The following is a 16,582-nucleotide window of genomic DNA, read 5'->3' on the forward strand; positions in this document are numbered from 1 at the left end:
GGGCAGGTTCGCCGGACTCAGGTGCCCGGTCGGCTGCCGGAACTCACCGCATTCGTGGGTGATCTTCACTCGCACCGACGCGTCGTGGGCCGACAAACCGAGGGTGCGGCGCAGGAACGGAATCAGCTTGCCCGCGCCACTTTCCTCGGGCAGGGCGCGTTCGTGGGCTTCGATGATCAGCTTCGAATCCAGCGCCGACAGTCGACGGATGGAGGTTTCCAGCTGCTGCATCAAGGCCACGACCTCGGTATTGGAGAACTCGAGGCGACCGTGCCGGACCGAATTCGACACGGCTTCGACCGCGGCCCCCAGTTCGGTGATCCCGCAGTTCTCGAATGTCACCCCGTTCGAATCCATGTGCTAATTCTACCGCTTTCATGATCTCAGCGATAGACGAATTCCATTGTTACATAAGGCATTTCAGAAAAACTGGTCGCCCTGCGATGAGTTTCGGGAGATGCGGCCGTCTGGGTTTTCATGACGAAAGTTTTGTTGCATACGACCATGTCGTTGGATGGATTCATCGCGCCGGAGGATGACTCCACAGAGTGGATGTTCGGTTATGGAGCGGCGGGGAGTCTCGGGATGGAGACCATGCAGCGGCTCGGGGCTGTGTTGTCAGGGCGAAGGGGGTACGACCTTGGGAATCGGCCCGACGATGGGGAACGGAAGTTGTACGGGGGAATGTGGGCGGGGCCGGTGTTCGTGCTGACTCATCGGGCGAATGACGTGCCGGATGATCCGAATGTGACGTTCTTGTCCGACGGAATCGAGGACGCGGTCGCAAGGGCGAAGGCCGCGGCCGGGGAGGGCGATGTGGCGGTGCTCGGGGCGAGCTTGTCGCAGCAATGCCTCGAGGCGGGCCTGGTGGATGAGGTTGTGTTGCATGTGGTGCCGGTGTTGCTCGGGGCCGGGGTGCGGTTGTTCGGGAGTGGCGGACCGGCGCCGTTGCGGAAGATCGGTGGGGATGGGGTGGGGCAGATTACCGATTTGCGGTTTGCCGTCGAGGGGCGCGGTTAACGGGGGCGCTCGGATTTGGGATCTGCGTTACGGTGAGCGGCGAGCACGACGTGGGTCGGAGGTAGCAGGCTGTGGGGCGGACACTCGCGCAGGGGCAGGTATTCGCGGGCTATACCGTGGAGCGGCTGCTCGGCGTGGGCGGGATGGGGGAGGTGTATCTCGCCCAGGATCGGGACCTGCCGCGGCCGGTGGCGTTGAAGCTGTTGGCGGCGGCGAAGGCCGATGACCCGGAGGTCCGGGCGCGGTTTCTGCGGGAGGCGGATACGGCTGCGCGGCTTTCGCATCCGAATATCGTCGCGGTGTACGCGCGGGGCAATGACGAGCATCGGCTGTGGATGGCCATGCAGTACATCGAGGGAACCGACGTGTCGGCAGTGCTGCGCGACGGCCCGCTGCGGCCCGACTACGCGGTGCGGATCATCGGGGAGACCGCGCGGGCGTTGGACCACGCGCATCGGGCGGGCGTGCTGCACCGCGACGTGAAACCGGCGAACATCCTGCTGGCGTGGGGGCCGGATCAGCGGGTGTATCTGGCGGACTTCGGGATTGCGAAGGCCGTGGACCACACCAGCGCGCTCACCCGGACCGGGGAGATGTACGCGAGCTTCCAATACGCCGCGCCGGAGCAGTTCGAGCTACGCACCGACACCGACCACCGCGCCGACGTGTACGCCTTGGGCTGCACGCTCTTTCACATGCTCACGGGCCAGTTGCCGTACCCGGGCGAGACCACGGCCCAACTGGTGGCCGCACACCTGAGCGCGGAGATCCCACGCCCGAGCCAGGTGAATCCCGCTGTGCCCCAGGCCTTCGACCAGGTCATCGCCCGGGCCTTGGCCAAGAACCGGGACCAGCGCTTCGGCAGCTGCGGTGAACTGGCCGCCGCGGCCCAGCAGGCCCTCACGGCGACGCCCGCCACCGCAGGGCCGTGGATCCGGCACGAGGAAGCCGCGCAACCGCAGGCGCGAATGGGCTTGGATCCGAGCAAATTCACCGGCGCGACGACCAAACCCAGCATGACCACCCAGCGCCCGCCGTCATGGACGGCCCCGACGCAGGTCAACGCGGCCGGATTTTCCGCCTCCCCATTCGATTCCCAGCCACACCAGTTCACCTCGCAACCGCATGAGCTCGTCGCCCCACCGGCGTACGGCCCGCTTGGCAGTGGGCCGCGCCCCGTCGACGCCCCGCCGCCCCCGCCCCGCCGCACCCGCAAACCCTTGATCGCCGCCTTCGCCGCGGTCCTCGTCGTGGCCGGTGGCGTCAGCACCGCATTCGGCACCGGCGCACTGCATTTCGGCGATTCCAGCTCGGTCACCGGTTCCAGCTCCGTCACCGATTCCAGCGGCCAGACGCCCGTCCCCGCCGACGCCTCCCAGGCCGCCGCTACGAAGGCCGCCTGCGATTACGGCCAACTGGTGGAGACCTACGACTACAGCGATGGCGACGCCTGGCAGACCAAGGTCGAGGACGGGGCCACCGGGACCTGGAAGGGCACGCTGTCGACCTTGATGCCGATCCTTCGGGTGGCGCTGGAGTCCGGCGACCACACCCGCTCCACCGGCGGCAAATGCACCGTTACCTCGGGCAGCGGCACGCATTACGAATTCACCGCGAGCTTCGATCTGGTCGACACCAAGGACGGCAAGGACACCAACCAGCGCACCCAGACCTTCCCGATGGCCATGGATTACACCGATGGCCGCTGGCTGTGCAGCAAGCTGACCATTCCGGGCCTCTCCGGCTGACCGAACCGACCACCTCGGATGATCTGGAGCACAAACGGATTTCATACGCCGACGCTCGAATTACCCGGCTAGCGCAAGAACTGGACGTGCGATAGATTGCCCTGCGGACTGCTCGGAGCCGGGCGTCGGAAGGAATCGAGCGTGGGGAATTCTGGCGCGGGGGTAAGTGCCGGGACATTCAAAATACTCGTCGAGAACGGCGAGTATCGATTACACAATCGCGGGGATATCGCCATGATGGCGATCACCGTCGAGCGATTGCGGGAACGCTGGCCGCGCGCCCGCATCGGGATGCTCACCGATGAGCCCCGGGTATTGCGCGGGCTGCTGCCCCAGGTGGAACCCGTGGTGTCGCGCACCGGCGGGCATTGGGGCAGAAGCGGTCTCGCGGGAATGATGGACGAGCAGGCGGGTGTCCATCTCATCGGTCCGGCCGCACTGCAATGGCGAGCCATGACCGACATGCCGAAACGCCATCTGCGCGACGCCACCGACCGCGCCCGCCGGGAGGTGCACCGGCTGACCCTGCGCGACCTTCGGCCCGCACCGACCGGCCTCGATCTGCCGCCCGTCCCCGCCGCCCTCGCGGCGTCGGACCTGGTCGTCGCCCTGGGCGGCAGCTATCTCACCGATGTCGATCCACGCCAAGCGCACCGCACCCTCAATCTGCTGGAAGCCGCCCAGCACCACGGCATTCCGAATGTCATGACCGGGCAGGGCTTGGGCCCGATACACGACCCGGAGCTGCGCCGCCGTGCCGCCGAGGTGCTGCCGGACGTGGACCTCATCGCCGTCCGTGAGGGCCGCTACGGTCCCGCGCTGCTGGCCGAACTCGGTGTCCCCGCGGACCGCATCCTGGTCACCGGCGACGACGCGGTCGAATTCGCCTACCGTGTACGCCGATCCGCGATCGGCGCGGATCTCGGTGTCTGCCTGCGTATTTCGAAGAAGTCCAAGGTAAGCGACGCGGCCCGCGACACCCTCACCACCGTGCTGCGCCGCGAGGCCGGCGACCTGGACGTCGCCCTGGCCCCACTCATCGTGTCCGAGCACGAGGACGAGGACCGCCGCCACACCCTGCCGCTGCTGGCGGACGCGACCCGAACCCGCCCCGCCCTCGCCCGCACGGGCACCGCCCAGGATCTCGTGCGCCAGGTCGCGCGCTGCCGGGTCGTGGTCACCAGCGCCTACCACCTCGCGCTTTTCGCCCTCTCCCAGGGCATTCCGGCCGTGGCTGTAACGGCGTCGCGGTACTACGACGACAAATTCCATGGATTGGCCGACGCATTCGACTCCGCGACCGCCGACGCCGGACTGCGGATCGTGCACCTGGACGTGGACAACCTCGATGCCGAATTGACACGTGCGGTTCGACAGTTGTGGGAGTCCGCGCCCGAGGTGCGGGATACGCTGCAGCAGAGGGCGGTTGAGCAGATCGACGCCGGTCGCGCCGGTCTGGATCGGGTAGCCGGGCTGGTGGCGGGAGGTGAGGCCGGTCCGGTGACAGTTGCCGAACCACGTCAGGGGGATTGAATGAAGACCCTTTCGGTGTGCGTGCCCGCCCGAGACGCCGGGCGGGCCCTGGAGCCGACCCTGCGTTCGATCCTGGACCAGGACACCGACGCGGAGATCATCGTGCTGGACAATGCCAGCACCGACGACACCGGCGTGATCGCGAAATCCTTCGACGACAAACGTGTGCGCGTGCACCGCAATGTCGAGTCCCTACCGCTCGGCGAGAACTGGAACAAGGCCATCTCGCTGAGCCGCGGCCGCTTCGTGAAGGTGGTCCGCCCCGGCGACATTCTGCTCCCGGGCGCGCTGAACCGACAGCTGGAAGTCATGGGCGACAATGGAATCGCCTTGTGCTCGGCCAAGTTTCAGATCATCGACGACCACGGCGCGGTCCAGGCCACCGACCTCGGCCTGACGAACCTCCTCGGCCGCCGCGACGCCCGCACCCTCATGCGCGCCCTCATCCACCGCGGCCCCGCCGATTTCGGCCCCACCTCCGCCGCCGTCTTCCGCCGCCAGGACTTCGACCGCGTAGGCGGCTTCCGCGGCAACCCCGGCTCACCCCTCGACCTGGACCTCTTCGCCCGCGTCTGCGTCTTCGGCCACTTCTATGGCATGCCCGAAACCCTCACCGCCCAACGCGATTCCGATACCACCCCATCGACCGCCGCGCTCACCGAAATGCTGCGCTTCCACCACCGTTTGGGCGCGGAATACCCCCAATATGTGGGTCGCGCAGCAGTTTTCGGCGGTGATTGGCGACTGGCCCGCGCCGCCGCCGACCGCGTTCGAGGCACGGCCGCTGCCCGCCGTCGCCCTGAAATATCCCGCTGATCGGCGGCAGTCCATCAACTGAACGGATCCGGGCGGCCGCCGAGGCGCGGTGTCCGCCCGGACCCGATCGATCAGATGCTCGACAGCGGTCCGTACGCGACGACGGTGTCGCCGCTGCCGCTCACCAGCCGCACGAAGGGGCGGATGGTGGTGGTGCCGAGGACGCCGGTGACGGTGCCGTGGAAGCCGGACATGGTGATGCAGCCGTCGGTACCGGAGATGTCGCCACCGGCGGCGTCGACGGACTGGATGCCGGGACCGAAGCCGACGTCGAGCTGAATGCCCAGGGTCGGAATCAGATTGAAGACATCGGCCTTGGCGTCGTTGCCGATCTCCAGCTCCAGGCCCGGGGTCTGGTACTGGAAGGAGATCTTGCCCGACAGGGTGGCCGGGTAGCCGACCTGGTAGCCGATGGTGATGTGGCCGTTCCACGAATCACCCTCGGGCAGATCCACCTTGAAGCAGGCCTTGCCGCTGTGGAACCACTCGCGGGTGAGCGGGTTCCCGTCCAGCGGCGGCACCCAGTCGATGCGGGTGTCGGCCGAGATGGCCTGAACGGTGCGACCCTTCTGGTCGACGATCTGATTGGTGGCATCCACGGCGGCGGCACCGGTGCCGCCGCTCAGCACGAGGCCGATGGTGCCCGCGGCCGCCACGACGGCGGTGCGCGAAAGCGCAGTCTTGGTGTTGCGCATGATAAATCCCATTCCCTCATCAGATGTAGCTGCGTAATGTCTACGCGTGCTTGATGATTCCCCTGTGTGCTCGGGACACGGGTGTACTTCCCCCCGTCCCCCTCGGTCGTGATCGACCCCACGCTGAGACTATCCCACTCAATTCCCCTGCGTGTGGCCGCAATCGCATGATCGGTATCACAGTCCGACGAGTTGCGCGCTCGGCGGACCCATGTCGCGGCCGGGCGAAGGTTGCTGGCGTTCATAGTGGTTCGGGCACTTCGACAATCCACCTCCCATCCAGCTCGGGCCACCGGGACGAGACCTCCGGCAACAGATCGGGAAGGGTCAGGAAAACCCGATCGGGCTGCGCGGCAACGAGTTCGGCCGGAGACAGAATCGGGATGTCGGTGCCGGGCATGCGGCGGCCCTGCTTGCCCGGGGACGCGTCGGCGACCCCCGCCAGCAGGCCGCGATGCGCACCCGCGAGATGCAACAGCGCCACCGCGCGCGAGGCCGCGCCGTAGGCGTAAACCGTCCGGCCGGAGGCGCTTTCGGCCTCCAGCCAGCGCCGCAGCGCCCCGGCCTGCGCGTCGGCGGCCTGCTGCAGTCCGCGCACCACGGCCGGATCCGCGACGGCGGACTCCGCCGCGCGAATGCGGGCGATCGACGGATCGGCCTCGGCGGGCGCGTGCACCGCCGCCACCAATACCGTTCCGCCATACAGCGAGAACTCCCACGCGGTGACCGCGACCAGCCCCGCCGACCGCAGCAGCGCCTGCAATGCCGCCATAGAGTAGTACGCGAAATGCCCGTGCCGCAGCGCGTTCCACTGCCCCTGCCGCACGATCGCATGCAGCGAATGGAACTGCAGCAGCAACACCCCGCCCGGCGCGACGGCCGCGGCCCGCTGCGCGAAGGCCACCCGCTGATGCGGCTCGTGCATGATGCCGAAGCAGTCGATCACCACATCCGCGGGCCGCTCGGTGACCGTGTAGCCGCGCTCGGTCAGTAGCGGCAGCCAACTGCCGCCGTGTGGACTCCCGAACTCGCGCACCGTGCCGCCGCCCGGCAGCCATCCGCCCGCCGCGACCCGCGCCACCGCGTCGGCGGCCTGATCACGCAGCGCCTGCGGTTCCACACCGCGCGGCTCCGCGGTCACCGTATCGTCCTCGGCCAACTGCGCCAGCCCGCACATGGCACACAGGTCCATGGCCAGCCCGTGCGTGGCCTCGTCCCGTTCGCGCGCCGACTCCAGACTCGGAAAGTCGTCCGCCGCAGGCATTTTCCCGAGATCCAGCACCCGCACCAGCGGTCCCAGCCCGCAGCCGCGACACCGGTACAACGGTTCGCCGCTCATGGCACGATGACCCGGTGCGCATCGAAGAGACCGCCCTCGCCGACGTCCTGCTCCTGACCCCGCAGCCTCACCGCGACGACCGCGGCCTGTTCACCCGGACCTTCGACGCCGAGGAGTTCGACGCCCATCTCGGCACGCCCGGCCTGTCCGCGACCTTCGTGCAGGACTCCCAGTCGCGCTCGATCCAGGGCGTGGTGCGCGGCATGCACGGCCGGTCCGGGCGCGGGGAGGCCAAACTGGTGCGCTGCGCGCACGGCGCGGTCCACGACGTCCTGGTCGACATCCGCCCGGACTCGCCGACCTTCGGCCGCCAGCAGGCATTCCTGCTGGACGACACCGACTTCCGCCACCTCTACGTCCCGCCGGGCTTCCTGCACGGCTTCCAGGCGCTGACCGAGATCGCCGACGTCTGCTACCGCATCGACCGCCCGCACGATCCGGCCGAGGACCTGGGCGTCGCGTTCGACGACCCGGAGCTGGCCATCGCCTGGCCGCGGCCGGTCACCGTGGTGTCGCAGCGCGATGCGGGCGCGGGCTCGTGGCGTGAGCTGCTCGCCGCCCTTCACCTCACACCCCGCTCCTGACCCGACGCAGCTCGTCATCGAGCACCCCGGCCTGCTTCAGCGACGTCAAATGCGCCAGCCGCGTGAACCGCTGGAAGAACGCCTCGGAGGTGAGCCCGCGCGCGGTGTACTCGCGATACAGCTCCGCCGCGCCGTCGGGAATGCTCCACCGCGCCTCGAAACCCAATTCCTTTCGGGCATAACCGAAGTCGACCCGGTAGGAGCGCGGGTCCGCGCCGCTCTCGCCGGTGATGGCCAACGTGGATTCCGGGACCACGTCGACCACCGCCTGCGCGATCTGCGCCACGGTGAGATTGTTGGCCTCGGTGCCGACGTTGTAGGCGCGGCAGTGAATGGCCTCGATGGGCGCTTCCAGACAGGTGGCGAACGCCTGCGCGATGTCCTGGGCGTGCACCAGCGGCCGCCACGGCGTGCCGTCGGAGAGCACCTTCACCTCGCCGGTGAGCACCGCGTACCCGACCAGATTGTTGAGCACGATATCGGCGCGCAGCCGCGGGGAGAACCCGAACGCGGTGGCATTGCGCAGGAAAACGGGGGAGAAGCCGGAGTCGGCGATGGCGGCCACATCGTCCTCCACCCGAACCTTGGACTCGGCGTAGGGGGTGAGCGGACGCAGCGGAGCGTCCTCGGTCACCAGACCATCCCCGGCCGCCCCGTACACCGAACACGTGGAGGCGTAGAGGAATCGGCGCACCCCGGCCTCCTTGGCCAGCCGCGCGAGCCGCACCGAGGCGTGATGATTGATGTCATAGGTGATCTGCGGGGCGAGCGCGCCCAGCGGATCGTTCGACAGCGCCGCCAGATGCACGACCGCGTCGAATCCGGCCAGCTGCTCGACGGTCACGTCGCGCAGGTCCACGTCGATGCTCGGCGGCGCGGGCGGGGCCGCACCCAGCACGCATTCGGCGAAATACCCGGTGTCCAGGCCGGTCACGTCGTGACCGGCCCGCTGTAGCAGCGGCACCATGACGGTGCCCAGATACCCCTGATGCCCGGTGACGAGCACGCGCATGACTATGCACCTCCGAAAGTGATGGTGGCCTTCTCGACCAGGAACGCCTCGGCGTAGCGGGCGCGGCACTGCACCCCGCGCAATCGACACAGCCCCAGGAACGACTCCTCGTCGAACCAGTCGTGATCCCGTTGCGACGGATAGTGTTTCATCAACAGCTCGGCCTTGCGCCGCGCGACGACCTCCGACAGCGGATGGAACAGCGACGGCCGCGGAGTATCGTTCTCCCACTTGAGGATCTCGTAGCCGAGGATCAGGTGGTCGCGAAACTCGGTGGGGGCCAACTCGGCCAGCAGCCGGTGATCCTGATGGGCGTCGTCGCGCTGCGGCGCGAACACCACCTGGGGGTCGCCACCGCGACGCAGCTCGCCCACCGCTTCCTTGGCGCGCTCCCAGTGCACGGGCGTGCGGCCGTCGGGCAGGTCCAGGACGCGCACATCCAGATCCGCTCCCGGACAGAAGGATTCGAGCGCGGCCCGCTCCTCGCCCTCCCGCTCGGTGCCCGCGCCGGTCAGGATCAGCGCCCGGACCCGAAGCCCCGGAACGGAATCGGCGAGCGTCAGCAGCGTCCCGCCCAGACCGATGGCGAGATCATCGCAATGGGCTGCCAGAAGCGCGATCTCGGTGATCGCGCCGGTGTCGAGTCGGATCATGCGGTGCGTTCACCCGCGGTGTCCCGCTCCCACACCATCCACGGCCGATCGCCCTGCTGATACCCGGCATCCAGTTCCGCGCGCTCCTTGAAGGTGTCGGCGGGCTTCCAGAAACCGTGATGCTGATACCCGAACAACCGCCCCTGCGCGGCCAGCGCGCCACAGGCGTCCTCCACCAGATCCCCGCCGGGCGGCAGATGGTCGAAGACCTCCGGGGTGAGCACGAAATAGCCGCCGTTCTCCCAGATCGGCAGCTTCGAGACCGGCGTGATGTTCTTGACCTCGCCCACCGAGTTCACGTCCACGCAGTGGAACGAGGACTGCGGCGGCACGATCATCATCGATGCCGCGGCCCCGGAAGCCTGGAACTGCTCGATCATTTCGTCGAGCGGGGCATCGGTGAGCACGTCGGCGTAGTTGGCCAGGAAGTACGGTTCACCGTCGAGGTGGTCGCGCACCCGGCGCAGCCGCTCACCGATGGGCGATTCGAAACCCGTGTCGACGAAGGTGATGGTCCAGTCGCTGATATCGGACTGCAGCATCTCGACCTTGCCGCCCCGGATCACGAAGTCGTTGGACACCGACTCCTGATAGGTCAGGAAGAAGTTCTTGATGTGGGCGGCCCCGTAGCCCAGGCACAGCACGAAGTCCTTGTGCCCGAAATGCGCGTAGTAGCGCATGACATGCCAGATCAGCGGGCGCGGGCCCACCATCTGCATGGGCTTGGGGATGACGTCCTCGCTGCCGTTGCGCATGCGCATGCCGTAGCCGCCGCAGAACAGAACGACCTTCACTTCGCTTACCTCTCAACCTGAACGGATGCGGCGGCATCGTCGAACGTCGCATGATGAAGATGGGGGAGGGGGTAGACGAGTTCGCCGCCCCATTCGGTGACGTGGCGCAGCTGGGCGGTGATCTCCCGTTCCAGGTTCCACGGCAGGACCAGCACCACGTCCGGGCGGTCGGCGTCGATCCGCTCCGGTTCGTGTATCGGGATCCGGGTGCCCGGTGTGAATCGCCCGTGCTTGTAGGGGTTTCGGTCCACGGTGTACTCGAGCAGATCGGTGCGGATGCCGCAGTAGTTGAGCAGGGTATTGCCCTTGCCCGGCGCGCCGTACCCGACCACGCGCTTGCCGGATGCCTTGGCCTCCAACAGGAACCGCAGCAGGTCCTGGCGCACCCGCTCGGTGTCGGGGCGCAGTTCGAGGTAGCCGGCGACCTCGTGCAGACCCGCGTCGGCCTCCAGTTTCAAGACCTCGGCGACCCGCTCGGTCGGCGCGCCCGCACCCTGCGGTCGCGCCCATACGCGCAGCGAACCGCCGTGCGTGCCGATCAGTTCGCAGTCCACGACCTCGAGCCCGGCGGTGGCCAGGGCCCGCTGCGCCGACAGCAGGGTGTAGTACTGGAAGTGCTCGTGATAGATGGTGTCGAATTGGGCCAGCGCCACCAGGTTCAGCGCGTGGTGCACCTCGATCGAGAGCCAGCCGTCGTCGGCCAGCAGTCCGCGCAGCGAGCGGGTGAAGCCCAGCAGATCGGGGATGTGGGCGTAGACATTGTTGGCCACCACCAGATTCGCGGGCCCGTGCTCGGCGCGCACCCGGGCGGCGAGTTCCTCGTCGAGGAAGGCGGTCTCGGTGGGCACGCCCTTGTCCCGTGCTGCCGCACCGACATTCACCGACGGCTCGATGCCCAGGCACGGGATGCCCGCGGCCACCGCGTGCTGGAGCAGGTAGCCGTCGTTGCTCGCCACCTCGACAATGAAACTGCTATCGTTCAGATGTAGCTGCGAGATTGCCTGATCCACAAAGAGTTTCGCGTGTCGGACCCAGCTGTCGGAAAACGACGAAAAGTAGGCATACTCGGTGAAAGTCTCCTCCGGCGTGATGAGCGCCGGAATCTGGAGCAGCAGGCAGTTCTGGCACAGCCTCAGGTGCAGCGGATATGTCGGTTCCGGCAGATCCAGTTCGTCGGCCGTGAGAAATTTCTCGCAGGGCGGGGTGGCTCCGAGATCGAGGACGCTGATGAGCGTTTCGGAGCCACACAGACGGCAATGCACGGAGTTCCCCACCTTTCGCCGAGACCGACGCTGCCCGCGCAGCGCCCCACGACCACAGGTCGGCTCGGTTCGGGATTACGTTACAACAGTTCTGATCGTGCTCGGGGTGTCGCGAGGGTGACGAACAGTGCCAAAACAGGCGAATTTCTGCGACCCGCAGAATCCGGTGTACGTTTGGCAAACCCGAGAGTCTTGCAACGCAAGGGTTTAGAACAGCACACTCCTTCTACCAGGGGCGGCACAACCTGCGAAGTTGCGATTAGGGGGTAATTGGGGGAGGAGATTCGGGTACGGGGCCCGGTTCGTCCGTTAATTTTGGGAAAAGTCTGGGGCCGTGCGGGATTGGGCCTTCGCGGCGGCTTCGATGTGTAACATTCGGCATCTGGTGGCCGAAACATTCGGTGGCCGCATCGGTTGTCATGGTCCTGAAAGCCCTTGGGAAACCGGCGTCAGCCCGTTCTGCGTACTGATCAGTGGGGATCGGAACCGAGTTCTCCCGTGGGGGAGGTGCGTTCGTTTCATGAGTTTCGAGATTTCCGCCGGTCGCGCGCTGCGCGCGTATCGCCCGCCACGGCCCGAACCGCGCTCCGATCGTGAGCGGTGGCAGGCCGACTACGCGCGGCGGCTATTTTTCAGCGATTTTCTCGTTCTGGTGTTCGCCGTCGGCATCGCGCAATTGATTCGTTTCGGCGGCGATTCCGGTGCGCGGCTCACCGCCCGAATTCCCCTGGACATCCGATACCCGGTGGTCTGGGTGGTGCTGGTGCTGACCTGGTTGGTGGTGCTGACCCTCAGCGGCACCCGTTCACCCCGCGTAATCGGCAGCGGCACAGAGGAATACCGGCGGGTCGTGGCGGCCACCCTGAAGCTGTTCGGCGGTATCGCTATCGTCTCGCTACTTCTCGGTATCGATCTGGCGCGCGGCTACCTGGCCATCGCCCTGCCGCTGGGCATGCTCGGGTTGGTGCTCGAGCGGCGACTGTGGCGGCGCTATGTCGCGGGCCAGCGGGCGCGGGGGGAGTACCGGACGGCCATGCTGGTGGTCGGCACCCCCGAGGCCGCGCGGACCATGGTGGACGCGTTCACCCGCGATCCGCGCTCCGGCTTTCAGGTGATCGGCGTCTGCACCCGGGACGAGGGCGCGCTCGGCGATCGGGTGCTGTCGGTCGGCGGTCGCGAGATCCCGGTGGTGGCAAGCGATTACGTCGTCATCGACGCGGTCCGTCGCACCGGCGCGGACACCGTCGCGGTGACCGCCACCGAGAGTCTCGGCCCGGCCGACTTCCGCCGAATGGCCTGGGAACTGGACGAATTGGGCGCGGAACTGATCGTGCTACCCGGCCTGGTCGACATCGCGGGGACCCGGCTCACCCACCGGGTCGTGGCCGATCTGCCGATGCTGCACGTGGAGAAGCCGCAATACGATCGCGCCAAGTCGATTCGCAAGGGGCTGTTCGACTTCTGCTTCGCCGTCGCGGCGCTGTTCCTCATCGCGCCCGCGCTGTGCGCCATCGCCCTGGCGGTCAAGCTGGAGAGCCGCGGCCCGGTGTTCCAGCTGTCCGAGCGCATCGGGCGCGACGGGCGGCCCTTCCGGCTGATCAAGTTCCGCAGCATGTACGCCGAGCCCGGACCGCACCTCGACGCGCTGCTCGAGGGCCGGGATCCGGTGGTGGACAGGCGGTCCGGGGATGACCCGCGCCTGACCGCGGTCGGTAGGTTGATCCGGAAATACAATCTCGACGAGCTGCCGGAGTTCTTCAATGTGCTGCGTGGCGAGATGAGCATTGTGGGGCCGCGTCCCCAGGTGCGGCGCGTGGTGGATGCCTACGACGGGATCATGCGCCGGACGCTGCTGGTCCGGCCCGGGATGACCGGGCTGTGGCATGCGGGCGGCGGGGCGCGCATGACGCCCGAGGATGTCATGCGGCTGGATCTGTCCTATGTGGAGAACTGGTCCACGATTCTGGATCTGTCCTTGATCGCCAAGATGATCGGAGCCAAGCGCCACAACGCCGTCTGAGCTATACGACGCCACCTGAGCTAGGACAGTGGCGCGAGCCCGGCCTCGGTCGGCGCCATCGAGAATCCGTCGTGATACACCACGCCCGTCGGTGCGATCGTCGGATCGCGGTAGTAGCCCTGCTTGAAGTAGATGCCACCGCCGCCCGGCATGAGAGTCCGCACCATGCAACGGGTTTGGCCCGGGCACGGCGCGGCGTCGAACACCTGCGGCACGCCGCCGATCCACAGTTCGATGAATCCGATGTTGTCGTGCGCCGACCACTTGATGTGCAGCTTGATGTCGGTCCACACGTCCGGGACGATCGGCGCGCTCCACGGCGTGTACGTCTTGCCCGGATTGCCGGGGGCATTCCAGGTGGAAACCACCACGCCCCAACGGTCCACCGCGACATTGGTCGGCCCCGAGGCGATGGCCAGCGGCGGCGGCCCGTCCTGATCGGCATGCCACTGCGACAACACCGTCCACCCCTGCGACGCCGGGAAACCCGCCTGGAAGCGGGTGCTCCACTGATACCAGCGCTCGTCGCCTTCGTCGGCCCGGGTCAATTCCTCCCCGCTCACCTCCGCGCGCGCCCCACAGCACAGCCCGAACGGCACATCGTTCTGATGCAGTTCGAACCGGGCGGCGAAGCGGCCCTGCCGCACCACCGTCGACTCCACCTGCATGCGGTCGTTGGCGATATGGAACTTCACGCACGGCACGCTCGGTAGCACCACGTTCTGGCATTGCGCCCACTGGTCGAAATTGCCGGTCTCGAAGTCGCCGACGAACGGTTCGGACCCCAGTGCGGTGTGTGCCGGGGCGCAGGCGGTGATGAGGGACATGAGGGCGGCGCCGACGGCGGTTGCCAAGCTCAACCGAGAACTCCTACCTGGGCGTGCGCTCAGCACGCGAATGGATAGCGTTGGGGAGGAGCGGCTTTCGCCCATCGAGCGCTCACCGCCAGGTTGCTCCGGTCAAAGACTCGTACCAGGCTACAGTCCGGGTCAAGCCCTGATCGAAATCGACGCGCGGCTCGTAGCCGATGGCGCGCAGGCGGGAGATGTCGACCACCAGCTTCTCCGGATCGCCGGGGCGATTGGACCCGCTGTACTCGAAGGCCGGGCTGGTGCCGGTGATCTCGCACAGCGACTTGGCCAGCTGGTCGATGGTGTATTCGCGGCCCGCGCCCACGTTGTAGGCCTCACCGCGCAGTGGCGAATTGGCGGCCACGATCATGGCCGAGTGGGCGGCGTCCTCGACGAAGAGGAAGTCGCGCACCTGGGTGCCGTCGCCGTGGATGAACAGGTGCTCGTGATCGCGGTCGATCTTGGCGAGCAGGTCGAACACCACCTGTTTGCGCTGGCGCGGGCCGAACGCGGAGAAGAAGCGGACCGCGGCCAGGCGCAGCCCGTACAGATTGGCGAACACCGCGAGATAGCGTTCGGCGGCGAGCTTTCCGACCCCGTAGGGCGAGATCGGGACCGTCGGATCGCTCTCGCTGATGGGAATGCGCACCGAGTTGCCGTACACCGCCGCGCTGGAGGCGAACACCATGCGCCCGGGCCAGCTCAGCACGCGCAGCGCGTCCAGCAGGCGGAAGGTGGTGGTGAAGTTGAGCTCGCAGTCGAAGGCCGGATCCGCCACCGAGGGCGGCACGTAGGCATTGGCGGCGAGATGGAAGATGACGTCGGCCGGGTGCTCGGTCAGGTACTCGACCCAGTCCAGCTCGCGAATATCGGTCTCGCGCAGCGTGATCGCGTCCGCGACCGCGGCCAGGTTCTCGCGGCTGCCGGAGGCGAAGGTGTCGAGCACCGTCACCCGCGCACCCGCCGCGACGAGCAGTTCGACCAGGTGTGAGCCGATGAATCCCGCGCCTCCGGTCACCAGGACGGATGTTGCGGCCCAATCGATTTCGTGATTATTTTCGGGCATGGTGCCTCCCCCGTGCTGAGTTCTGGGCTGCCCTCTACATCCCGGCGACCCGTAGATATGTTTCGACCGTGCGGCGCGCGACCGCATCGGGCTCGAAGCGCTCGAGGGCCATCAGGTGGCCCTGCGCGCCGAATTCCAGGGCCCGGTCCTGGTTCTGGAGCAGGCTCACCATGCGGTCGGCGAATTCCGCCGTATCGCCGGGCTCGACCAGATAGCCGTTGACGCCGTCGGTCACCATTTCCGGAATGCCGCCCACCCGCGCGGCCACCACCGGCTTTCCGGCGGCCATGGCCTGGGCGAGGATGGTCGGCGAGGTCTCCTCGTGGGAGAACAGCACCACGGCGCGGGCCAGCGCGATCTCTGCGCGCAGTCGGTCGTTGTCGACCATGCCCGCGTATTCGATGGCGTCGTCGAGTCCGAGTTCGGTGGCCTGCGCGCGAATCGCGGCGGCGTACTCGGGGTCGGGTTGCGGGCCGACCAGGACCAGCTTGGCCTTCGGAACCTCGCGCAGCACAAGGGCGAACGCGGCCAGCAGGCCCTCCGGATTCTTGCGTGGTGACAGCACGCCTGCGAACAGGATGCGCTGTTCGGTCGGGCCCGAGGGGGACAGCGCGAAGAATTCCGGGGCCGTCGGATTCGGAATGCTGACGTGCTCGCCGCGCACCAGATCGCCCAATGCCCGCGCGTCGTAGTCGGAGATGGAGACGACGGCCTTGGCGCGCCGCAGAACTCGCCGCACCATGGCCTCGACCAGGTAGTAGCGCACCCGCTCCTTGAGGCTGGTCCGCGCCTGCAGCCGCGTCTCGAGGTGGATCAGCCCGTGCACGGTGACCACCGTCTTGTCGCTGATCTGGGTGGCGATATCGCCGCGCAGCCCGATCTCGTGCGCGTGCACCACATCCGGGCGCAGTTCGGCCAGGATCTTGCGGGCCTGGCGGACATCCAGGAACGATCCGGTGGCGACGCCCAGACGGCGCTGGCCGCGCAGGAATCGAACCTCCACCTTCGGACCCTCGCGCCGCGAGACCTCGGTGGTCTCCCCGGTATGGAACCGCAGCACGGTGAGCGAGTCGATCTCCTCGCGCGCCGCCAACGCGGGCACCAGCGTGCTCGTCACGGACTCGATCCCGCCCACGATCCGACCCGGTTCGAGGGGATAGGTCGCGATCATGACGACGTTCAGACCCAC

Annotated in this window: 16 protein-coding genes; 6 read left to right on the forward strand and 10 right to left on the reverse strand. The window is 67.5% G+C overall.

Translation table 11 applies throughout. The features are described 5' to 3' along the window. A partial coding sequence (locus VMT65_RS22525) for a hypothetical protein (RefSeq protein WP_326310343.1) occupies positions 1 to 357 on the reverse strand: 357 nt, incomplete at its 3' end. 120 nt (positions 358 to 477) lie between these two features. On the opposite strand from VMT65_RS22525, the gene VMT65_RS22530 reads away from it, so the two are divergent. The 4 genes from VMT65_RS22530 (at position 478) to VMT65_RS22545 (ending at position 5,117) form a co-directional block, all read left to right on the forward strand. After that, positions 478 to 1,020 carry a dihydrofolate reductase family protein gene (locus VMT65_RS22530; RefSeq protein ID WP_326310344.1) on the forward strand — a complete coding sequence of 181 codons (543 nt, stop codon included), beginning with the start codon at positions 478 to 480 and terminating at the stop codon, positions 1,018 to 1,020. 71 nt (positions 1,021 to 1,091) lie between these two features. After that, positions 1,092 to 2,768, forward strand: a complete 1,677-nt coding sequence (locus tag VMT65_RS22535; protein WP_326310345.1) for a serine/threonine-protein kinase — start codon at positions 1,092 to 1,094, stop codon at positions 2,766 to 2,768. Positions 2,769 to 2,909: 141 nt separating this feature from the next. After that, positions 2,910 to 4,301: a polysaccharide pyruvyl transferase family protein gene (locus VMT65_RS22540; protein WP_326310346.1), complete on the forward strand. Its 1,392-nt coding sequence runs from the start codon at positions 2,910 to 2,912 to the stop codon at positions 4,299 to 4,301. After that, positions 4,302 to 5,117: a glycosyltransferase family 2 protein gene (locus VMT65_RS22545; protein ID WP_326310347.1), complete on the forward strand. Its 816-nt coding sequence runs from the start codon at positions 4,302 to 4,304 to the stop codon at positions 5,115 to 5,117. 71 nt (positions 5,118 to 5,188) lie between these two features. On the opposite strand, the gene VMT65_RS22550 is transcribed toward VMT65_RS22545, so the two are convergent. Beyond that, entirely contained in the window at positions 5,189 to 5,812 is a 624-nt protein-coding gene (locus VMT65_RS22550) for an MspA family porin (protein WP_326310348.1), read from the reverse strand. A gap of 241 nt (positions 5,813 to 6,053) precedes the next feature. Beyond that, a complete protein-coding gene (locus tag VMT65_RS22555; protein WP_326310349.1) occupies positions 6,054 to 7,151 on the reverse strand; it encodes a methyltransferase domain-containing protein in 1,098 nt (365 codons plus the stop codon). Positions 7,152 to 7,165: 14 nt separating this feature from the next. On the opposite strand from VMT65_RS22555, the gene rfbC reads away from it, so the two are divergent. Then, complete coding sequence (gene rfbC / locus VMT65_RS22560; protein ID WP_326310350.1) at positions 7,166 to 7,735, forward strand: dTDP-4-dehydrorhamnose 3,5-epimerase; 570 nt, start codon at positions 7,166 to 7,168, stop codon at positions 7,733 to 7,735. On the opposite strand, the gene VMT65_RS22565 is transcribed toward rfbC, so the two are convergent. The 4 genes from VMT65_RS22565 to VMT65_RS22580 are packed head-to-tail and all read right to left on the reverse strand — an operon-like array spanning position 7,719 to position 11,456. Continuing rightward, a complete protein-coding gene (locus tag VMT65_RS22565) occupies positions 7,719 to 8,747 on the reverse strand; it encodes an NAD-dependent epimerase/dehydratase family protein (protein WP_326310351.1) in 1,029 nt (342 codons plus the stop codon). The genes rfbC and VMT65_RS22565 overlap by 17 nt on opposite strands. A gap of 2 nt (positions 8,748 to 8,749) precedes the next feature. Continuing rightward, entirely contained in the window at positions 8,750 to 9,400 is a 651-nt protein-coding gene (locus VMT65_RS22570) for a PIG-L deacetylase family protein (protein WP_326310352.1), read from the reverse strand. Then, positions 9,397 to 10,194, reverse strand: a complete 798-nt coding sequence (locus VMT65_RS22575) for a sugar phosphate nucleotidyltransferase (protein WP_326310353.1) — start codon at positions 10,192 to 10,194, stop codon at positions 9,397 to 9,399. Before VMT65_RS22575 ends, VMT65_RS22570 begins: the two co-directional genes overlap by 4 nt. A 5-nt stretch (positions 10,195 to 10,199) precedes the next feature. After that, a complete protein-coding gene (locus VMT65_RS22580) occupies positions 10,200 to 11,456 on the reverse strand; it encodes a class I SAM-dependent methyltransferase (protein WP_326310354.1) in 1,257 nt (418 codons plus the stop codon). A gap of 520 nt (positions 11,457 to 11,976) precedes the next feature. Between VMT65_RS22580 and VMT65_RS22585 the strand changes: the two genes are divergently transcribed. Next, complete coding sequence (locus VMT65_RS22585) at positions 11,977 to 13,476, forward strand: sugar transferase (protein ID WP_326310355.1); 1,500 nt, start codon at positions 11,977 to 11,979, stop codon at positions 13,474 to 13,476. A gap of 20 nt (positions 13,477 to 13,496) precedes the next feature. Here VMT65_RS22585 and VMT65_RS22590 read toward each other — a convergent pair whose 3' ends face one another. The 3 genes from VMT65_RS22590 to VMT65_RS22600 all read right to left on the reverse strand — a co-directional run bounded on the left by VMT65_RS22590 (position 13,497) and on the right by VMT65_RS22600 (position 16,582). Further along, positions 13,497 to 14,336: a polysaccharide lyase gene (locus VMT65_RS22590; RefSeq protein WP_326310356.1), complete on the reverse strand. Its 840-nt coding sequence runs from the start codon at positions 14,334 to 14,336 to the stop codon at positions 13,497 to 13,499. 79 nt (positions 14,337 to 14,415) lie between these two features. Beyond that, positions 14,416 to 15,480 carry a GDP-mannose 4,6-dehydratase gene (locus tag VMT65_RS22595; RefSeq protein ID WP_442790292.1) on the reverse strand — a complete coding sequence of 355 codons (1,065 nt, stop codon included), beginning with the start codon at positions 15,478 to 15,480 and terminating at the stop codon, positions 14,416 to 14,418. Further along, positions 15,428 to 16,582, reverse strand: coding sequence for a glycosyltransferase family 4 protein (locus VMT65_RS22600; protein ID WP_326310358.1), 1,155 nt, complete (start codon positions 16,580 to 16,582; stop codon positions 15,428 to 15,430). The genes VMT65_RS22595 and VMT65_RS22600 overlap by 53 nt, the downstream gene beginning before the upstream one ends.

Source organism: Nocardia sp. CDC153 (assembly GCF_035818515.1).
Classification (GTDB): Bacteria; Actinomycetota; Actinomycetes; order Mycobacteriales; family Mycobacteriaceae; genus Nocardia.

Excerpts from the sequence above, each read along its gene's own strand:
- VMT65_RS22530 (WP_326310344.1), top strand. The coding sequence starts at position 478 with ATGACGAAAGTTTTGTTGCATACGACCATGTCGTTGGATGGATTCATC.
- VMT65_RS22545 (WP_326310347.1), top strand. The coding sequence starts at position 4,302 with ATGAAGACCCTTTCGGTGTGCGTGCCCGCCCGAGACGCCGGGCGGGCC.
- VMT65_RS22550 (WP_326310348.1), bottom strand. The coding sequence starts at position 5,812 with ATGCGCAACACCAAGACTGCGCTTTCGCGCACCGCCGTCGTGGCGGCC.
- VMT65_RS22555 (WP_326310349.1), bottom strand. The coding sequence starts at position 7,151 with ATGAGCGGCGAACCGTTGTACCGGTGTCGCGGCTGCGGGCTGGGACCG.
- VMT65_RS22565 (WP_326310351.1), bottom strand. The coding sequence starts at position 8,747 with ATGCGCGTGCTCGTCACCGGGCATCAGGGGTATCTGGGCACCGTCATG.
- VMT65_RS22570 (WP_326310352.1), bottom strand. The coding sequence starts at position 9,400 with ATGATCCGACTCGACACCGGCGCGATCACCGAGATCGCGCTTCTGGCA.
- VMT65_RS22585 (WP_326310355.1), top strand. The coding sequence starts at position 11,977 with ATGAGTTTCGAGATTTCCGCCGGTCGCGCGCTGCGCGCGTATCGCCCG.
- VMT65_RS22595 (WP_442790292.1), bottom strand. The coding sequence starts at position 15,480 with ATGCGGTCGCGCGCCGCACGGTCGAAACATATCTACGGGTCGCCGGGA.